Genomic DNA, 6441 nt, shown 5'->3' with positions numbered 1-6441 from the left:
CTAAGCCGGGTCTGATCGTGCACACCGATCAGGGGTGCCAATACACCGCCGATCTGTTTGTTGCTCATCTGGCCGAACACGGCGCCATCCAAAGCATGAGCCGCAAAGGCAATTGCTGGGACAACGCCGTGGTCGAGCGGGTCTTCCGGACCCTGAAACACGAATGCCTCGGTGAGGAACGCCTGCCGCGGGAAATGACTCGCGTGGCGGTCATCGACTATCTGGCCGGCTACTACAACCACGAGCGTCTACACTCGACCCTCAACTACCTTCCGCCAGCAGAATTCGAAGCACTGGCGGCTCAATGCTCCTAGCTCGTGGTCCAGGAAAGTCCAGCCACTACAAGCGCGCTCCTACGTGGGTATGGTCAGGCGACAGCCACGAAGTGCATCGCCACCGCGTTCATGCAATAGCGCAGGCCCGTCGGATCAGGGCCGTCGTCGAAGACGTGTCCCAGATGCGCGTCGCAGCGCGCGCAGCTGACCGCGATGCGTTCCTCGCTGAGGCTGCGGTCGGTCGTCTGCACGATGTTCTTCTTCGAGATCGGCTGCCAGAAACTCGGCCAGCCGGTGCCGGAGTCGAACTTGGTCGCGGAATCGAACAGCGCCGTGTCGCAACCGATGCAGCGGTAGATGCCGTTATCGTGGCGGTCCCAGCCTTCCCCGGAGTAGGGTGGCTCCGTGCCTTCGTGGCGTGTGACGTAATACGAGCGGGTGGAAAGTTTCTCCTTCCACTGCTCGTCGGTCATGACGACGCGCGCTTCGACGCACGTCCCCAGCGGCTTCTTGTCCCGGGCGAAGCAATCGAGGGTCACATTGCCTCCGCGGGGAGCCGGGGCGTCGGCGGCGATGGCCGGGCGGCCGGCACGCAGGAAGAAGGGTAACGAAACGGACGCCGCGGCCGTCACGGCCAGGACGCCCAGAAAACGACGGCGATCAGGATCGTTGCGCATGGTGCCTCCGGACAGGGAGGGAGCCGCGAGGGCTCCGTCCCCAACCAGACCGGCGGGGGCCCGCGGAAATTACAAACTCAGTCGTTTACCCAGTGGCACTCGCGGTGGGTCTCGTACCGCGCGTTCTTGTCCTGGTGGTTCTTCTGGATCTGGTTGCCGGCGTAGCCACCACCGACGGCACCGGCCACGGTGGCCAGCGTCTTGCCCTTGCCGCCACCCACCTGGTTGCCCAGCAGGCCGCCGGCGACAGCGCCCACGCCGGTACCGATCAGGCGGTTGTTGTCTTTCGACTGGATTTCCTTGGTCTGCACGTCGCGGCACACCTGGTGCTGGCTACGGCGGGCCTGGGCCTCGACGGGCGAGGTGGCGATGGCGGCGGTGCCCGCGAGGGCGATCGCGGCGGCGGCGATAAGCGTGGTCTTCATGTCGGATCCTCCTTCTCGGTGGCCTTCAGGGATACCTTCGGGCTCGTGATGGAGGGGTCAATCCCGGCCTCCGGAACGGGCCGCGTCGACATCGCGTATGGCCGCGGTTTAATCGGCGTGCCACGGGCCTCCGCGACGGCCTCGGTCAACTCGGCGCCCAGCAACAGGATCAACGCGGAGTAGTAGACCCATACGAGGAGCACCACGACGCCGCCGGCCGGTCCGTACGGACCGCCCACGTTGCTCCGGTCGAGGTAGACGGCGATGGCGAACTTGCCGACCGCGAACAGGAGGGCGGTCAGCGTCGCGCCGATCATGGCGTCGCGCCATTCGATGATCGCGTCGGGCAGCACCTTGTAGATCGCGCCGAAGATCAGGACGAAGACGGCGAGGGAGATCAGGATCTCGAGGACCTGCCATCCCGTGGTGCCTCCCCGGACGAAGACGGCGATGAGCGCGCTGGCCGAGAAGGAGATGACGAGCAGGAACGCCAGGGAGAGGAGCAGTCCGAGCGCGTGCATGCGCGCCCTCAGCCAGCCGAGGATGGCCCCCTTCGTCGAGCCGGGACGCGGCTGCAGGCTCCAGACCCGGTTCAGCGCGCCCTGGAGCTGGGCGAACACCGCCGAGGCGCCGACGAGCGTCACGCCGAGACCGATGACACCGGCCATGCTGCCCACGCTCGGCCGCTGCTTGGCGTTCTCGATGACCAGCCGCACCGCGTCCGACGCCCGTGGGCCGACCAGCCCGTTCAGGCTGTCGATGAGCTGGGCCTGCCATTCGGGCCGCAGCGACGCCACGATCCAGAGCAGCAGCACGAGGAGCGGCGCGAACGACAGCGCGGAATAGAAGGCGAGCGCGGCCGCCCGTGTCATCAGTTCGTCGTCGCTGAACCCCTTCGCGGTGGTCCGGATGACGCGCCAGGTGAGTTTCAGCCTCGAGTCCACGGCGGGAACCTCCGTTTTTTTGCCGCCCAGCTTCGGGGTTGGCGCGCGAAGGCGGCGTGGAGCGCCGCTATTCCCCGGCGGAATGCATGCGCGCGATGGCTTCGGGAATGCCCTCGGCGCCGGCCACCTCGATGACTCGCTCCCCGAGGGTGAAATCCGCGATCAGCTCGTGCGCCCACGTGCTGTGGTACGGCATGTAGACGCCGAAGCCGCCCAGCTCGACGACGGGCGCGATGTCCGATTTCAGCGAGTTGCCGACCATCGCGAACCGCTCGGGCGCCACGCCGAACTCGGCGAAGAGCCGCGTATAGGCCGCCGGGTCCTTCTCGGAGACGATCTCGATGCGATGGAAGATGTCGGCCAGGCCGCTGCGCGCCACCTTGTACTCCTGGTGGAACAGGTCGCCTTTCGTGATGAGCACCACCCGGTGGTTGGCCGCCACGGCGGACACCGCCTCGCGGATCCCCGGCAGCAGCTCGACGGGATGGGCGAGCACTTCCTTGCCCAGCCGCACGATGCGGTGGATGTCCCGGGCCTCGATCCGGCCGTCGGTGAGCTCGATGGCCGACTCGATCATCGACAGCGTCATGCCCTTGGCCCCGTAGCCAAAGAGGGCGATGTTGCCGCGCTCGGTGGCGAGGAGGGCGTCGCGAAGGCCGCGACTGGCGAGGTCGACGTAACGACCCAGGATGGCCTCGAACGCCTCCTGCGCCCGGTCGTAGAACTCCTGGCTTCGCCAGAGGGTGTCGTCGCCGTCGAAGCCGACAAGGTCGATCATGGGATGCGCTTCCCGGTCATGCGAAGCGGGCTAGGATAACGCGTCACCCGCCGCCATATCCTCTCGCGACCTGGATCGGGAGCTTCCCATGTACGAATTCACCGATATCGACTGCCCCTACTGCGGCGAGACCATCGAGGTCGCGGTCGACACCTCGGCGGGCAGCCAGACGTATATCGAAGACTGCCAGGTGTGCTGCCGCCCCATCGTCATGCGCCTCGTGGTCGATGCGTCCGACGAATCGTTCGACCTCTCCGCGTCGGCGGAGAACGAGGGCTAGAAAACGAAAGGCCCGGGAAGCCCGGGCCTTTCTCGGTGCATCGACGGGGCGTTCGATCAGAACGCCACGCTGGTCTTCAGGCCAAGCACGAACGCGTCATCGTTCTGCTTGCTGCCGCCCGGATCCTTGATGTACTGAAGGTTCGGGCGGATCGCGATCGAGGGGATCGGCGACCAGCTGTAGAACACTTCCGCCACGCGCTCGTAGCCGTCCTTGATCACGCCTTCGTTGCCCGGATTCAGCGCGTTGAACAGGCGCTGGTTCTTCGCGGCGTAGCCGTTCGCGTGCGAACCGCCGAACGCGGCGCCGATGAAGTCGTTCGGGCGATCGAAGATGCCCTTGTACTCCATGCCGACGGCGAACTGGTTGTTCGTGGCGGACGTCGCGTGGTCGGCGGCCGTGTAGTTGAGGAACACGCTCGCACCCTTGCCACCGGCCACACCCGTGATCTGCTGCTGGAACGTGATCCAGGCGCCGCGACGCGAATCGTGCTGCAGCGGCGTGCCGCCGTTGGAGGCGAGCGGCAGGTGATCCTCGTTGAGGTAGAGGTCGTCGCCGTCCGACGTGTTGTACCAGACGCCTGCGCGATAGGAGCCGGGCAGGCCGTTGACCGACGGCTTCCAGCCGAATTCCAGCGGAATCAGCGCGCCGGTGGTGCCGCTCGGGAAGTTCGGCTTCCAGCCGTTACGGCGCGCGTAACGGTCGTCGACGTACTTCGGGTTCATCTGGTAAGCGGCGATCTGCACGAAGGTGTCCTTCGTGGTGTCGAGCTTGAGCACCGTGGCCCACTGGCTGGTCGGCCAGTTCACCCAGTAGTCGCCCACGATGTTGCCGGGCTGGGCGCCGCAGAAGTTGAGGTTCTGGAAGTCGCACGAGAACTGGTTGATGTCCTCGCCGACCGGCAGGCGGCCGACCTTCCAGGTGAGGCGGTCGTCGAAGAACTTCTGTTCCAGCGAGAAGATCGTCAGGTGCCAGGTCTGGCCGCGACCGTAGACTTCCTGGATCAGCTGGTTCGTGCCGATGTTGGCGTCCTCGCCGATGTTCCGGCCATTACGATCGGTGACGACGATCTTGAAGGTGGCGCCGCTCCATCCCCAGAGCTTCTCGAGATCGAACGCGCTGCCGAACTTCCACTGGTCGGTGTAGCGGGTGATGCGGCGGTCGCCGCCGGAATAGTTGTGCGCGGCTTCGAAGCCGTAGCCGAAGTCGAACGTGATGCCCTTGTCCGCGAGGCGCGTACGCTCACCGCCCCAGTCGCCGAACAGATACTTGCTGCTCGCCATCTCGCTGGTGTCCGACTTCATGGAGTCGTCCTGCGCGTGGGCGGCGGTGGCGCCGAGCGCAAGGCAGGCCAGGACCGTCTTCGCAAGGGGATGCCTGATGAATGAATGGCGCATGTACCCTTCTCCCTGAAAGAAAAATTATGCTTTTTCGTACGTCGATTTTGTTTATATCAGTTGCGACGCAGCATCTTTTCACTACGCACAACCGAGCAATCATAGAGCTTTTGTCATATCAAAGCGTAGGCATCGCGAACTCGGCGCCAGTGCTTTCACTGTGGTTCAGCCAACGCTGTGTAATGGCCTTCTGCCTTGTGTAAAACCTTACGGATTCCGGTCCGTGGGCATGGTGATCGCCCATCAGGCTCTTCTTCCAGCCGCCGAAACTGTGGAACGCCATCGGCACGGGGATCGGCACGTTGATGCCGATCATGCCCACCTGAACGCGATGCGCGAATTCCCGCGCCACCTGTCCGTCACGCGTGAAGATCGCCGTGCCGTTGCCGAACTCGTGGTCGTCGACCAGTTTGAGGGCGCTCGCGAAATCGGGGACGCGGACGACGCACAGTACCGGGCCGAATATCTCTTCCTTATAAATCCGCATCGATGGCGTCACGCGGTCGAACAGCGTGCCGCCGAGGAAAAAGCCCTGCTCGCAACCGGCGACGCGATGCCCGCGACCGTCGACCACGAGCTCCGCGCCGGCCGCGACGCCGTCGTCGATGTAGCCCGTGATGCGATCGCGATGGACACCCGTCACCACCGGTCCCATGTCGACCGACTCGTCCAGGCCGTGCCCGATGCGCAGCGCTTCCACGCGAGGTGCGAGTTTCGCGACGAGGTCGTCCGCCGTGGCTTCGCCGACGGCGACGGCGACGGAGATGGCCATGCAACGTTCTCCCGCCGCACCGTACCCGGCGCCCAAAAGGGCATCCGCGGTCTTGTCCAGATCCGCGTCGGGCATGACGATCATATGATTCTTGGCCCCACCCAAGGCTTGGACGCGCTTGCCCTGCGCGCATCCGCGCGCGTAGATGTACTCGGCGATCGGCGTCGAACCGACGAAACTGACGGCACGGACCAGATCGTGATCGAGGAGCGCATCCACCGCGGTCTTGTCACCATGGACGACGTTGAACACGCCATCGGGAAGACCGGCTTCCTTGAGCAGCTTCGCCAGCTCGACGGCCAGCGTCGGATCGCGCTCGGAGGGTTTCAGCACGAACGTGTTTCCGCAGGCCACGGCCATCGGGAACATCCACATCGGCACCATGGCGGGGAAATTGAACGGCGTGATGCCCACGCACACGCCGAGCGCCTGGCGCATCGTCCACGCGTCGATGCCGTTGGCGATCTGCTCGGTGTATTCACCCTTGAGAAGCTCGGGAATGCCGCACGCGTACTCGACCACTTCGAGGCCGCGCACGAGTTCGCCCTTCGCGTCCGAAAGCACCTTGCCGTGTTCGGAGACGATGATGCGCGCGAGGCGGTCCATGTCGCGTTCGATGAGTTCCTTCAGGCGGAACATCACGCGCGCGCGCTTCAGCGGCGGTGTCTGCGACCACGCGGGAAACGCCGCGTGAGCCGCGCGCACGGCGGCATCGACATCGGCGACCGAGGCGAGATCCACCTCGGCGGCGGGCACGCCGCGCGCGGGATCGTAGACAGGCGCGCTACCGGAGGGCGAGCCGGCGTAAGGCTTGCCGGCGACGAAGTGGCCGATGCGGGGAAGGGTCTGGCTCGACGGCTGGGCTGACATGATCGTGTGTACTCCGACCGCGC

8 protein-coding genes are annotated in these 6441 nt (G+C 65.3%); 2 read left to right on the top strand and 6 right to left on the bottom strand.

Annotation, left to right across the window (positions count from 1 at the left end):
- The coding region (locus tag BMY69_RS16945; protein ID WP_143070481.1) for an integrase core domain-containing protein at positions 1–314 on the top strand (314 nt) is incomplete at its 5' end.
- A 53-nt stretch (positions 315–367) separates the two neighbouring features.
- Here the strand turns inward: BMY69_RS16945 and msrB are convergent.
- The 4 genes from msrB to BMY69_RS16925 all read right to left on the bottom strand — a co-directional run bounded on the left by msrB (position 368) and on the right by BMY69_RS16925 (position 3099).
- Positions 368–952 (bottom strand): peptide-methionine (R)-S-oxide reductase MsrB, encoded by a 585-nt coding sequence (gene msrB / locus BMY69_RS16940; protein ID WP_090180449.1) that lies wholly within the window; start codon positions 950–952, stop codon positions 368–370.
- A 77-nt stretch (positions 953–1029) separates the two neighbouring features.
- Positions 1030–1377: a glycine zipper 2TM domain-containing protein gene (locus BMY69_RS16935; protein ID WP_090056609.1), complete on the bottom strand. Its 348-nt coding sequence runs from the start codon at positions 1375–1377 to the stop codon at positions 1030–1032.
- On the bottom strand, positions 1374–2321 hold the full coding sequence (locus tag BMY69_RS16930; RefSeq protein WP_255364592.1) for a YihY/virulence factor BrkB family protein: 948 nt from the start codon (positions 2319–2321) through the stop codon (positions 1374–1376). The genes BMY69_RS16935 and BMY69_RS16930 overlap by 4 nt, the downstream gene beginning before the upstream one ends.
- Before the next feature lie 67 nt (positions 2322–2388).
- Positions 2389–3099, bottom strand: coding sequence for an HAD family hydrolase (locus BMY69_RS16925; protein WP_090180446.1), 711 nt, complete (start codon positions 3097–3099; stop codon positions 2389–2391).
- 88 nt (positions 3100–3187) lie between these two features.
- On the opposite strand from BMY69_RS16925, the gene BMY69_RS16920 reads away from it, so the two are divergent.
- Positions 3188–3379, top strand: a complete 192-nt coding sequence (locus BMY69_RS16920; RefSeq protein ID WP_090180443.1) for a CPXCG motif-containing cysteine-rich protein — start codon at positions 3188–3190, stop codon at positions 3377–3379.
- Positions 3380–3435: 56 nt separating this feature from the next.
- On the opposite strand, the gene BMY69_RS16915 is transcribed toward BMY69_RS16920, so the two are convergent.
- Positions 3436–4776 carry a carbohydrate porin gene (locus BMY69_RS16915; protein ID WP_090180440.1) on the bottom strand — a complete coding sequence of 447 codons (1341 nt, stop codon included), beginning with the start codon at positions 4774–4776 and terminating at the stop codon, positions 3436–3438.
- Between the two features lie 118 nt (positions 4777–4894).
- Positions 4895–6418, bottom strand: coding sequence for a CoA-acylating methylmalonate-semialdehyde dehydrogenase (locus BMY69_RS16910; protein WP_090180482.1), 1524 nt, complete (start codon positions 6416–6418; stop codon positions 4895–4897).
- Positions 6419–6441 lie beyond the last annotated feature (23 nt).

Origin of the sequence: Luteibacter sp. UNC138MFCol5.1, assembly GCF_900110505.1 — a bacterium.
Taxonomy (GTDB): Bacteria; Pseudomonadota; Gammaproteobacteria; order Xanthomonadales; family Rhodanobacteraceae; genus Luteibacter.
The sequence above is the reverse complement of the archived record's forward strand: the minus strand, read 5'-3'. Positions and strand labels throughout refer to the sequence as shown.